The organism is Saccharothrix sp. ST-888, from assembly GCF_000955975.1.
Taxonomy (GTDB): domain Bacteria; phylum Actinomycetota; class Actinomycetes; order Streptomycetales; family Streptomycetaceae; genus Kitasatospora.
In genome coordinates, this window is sequence record NZ_JYJF01001142.1 from 1 (window position 1) to 238 (window position 238).

Consider the following 238-nt stretch of genomic DNA (forward strand, 5'->3'; position numbering starts at 1 on the left):
GTAACCGAGGTCCGTGACGGTCAGCTCGGGGTCGGCCTCGACCCGCGACTGGAGCTCCCTGGCCTGAGCCCGAAGTGCCGTCTCGCCCTTCGCCGAGAGTACCACCGGCACCACCGACGGCGACACGCTCGCCTCGACAGCTTCGGCCTCAACAGCCGGCGCCTGCTCCAGGATCGTGTGCGCGTTGGTACCGCTGACGCCGAAGGCGGAGACGCCCGCCCGGCGCGGCTCGCCGGTC

General features: G+C 72.3%; 1 protein-coding gene. It reads right to left on the reverse strand.

Going from position 1 to position 238, the window contains the following annotated elements; translation table 11 throughout:
- On the reverse strand, positions 1–238 hold a 238-nt coding region (locus tag UK12_RS35980; protein ID WP_045307441.1), incomplete at both ends, for a ketoacyl-synthetase C-terminal extension domain-containing protein.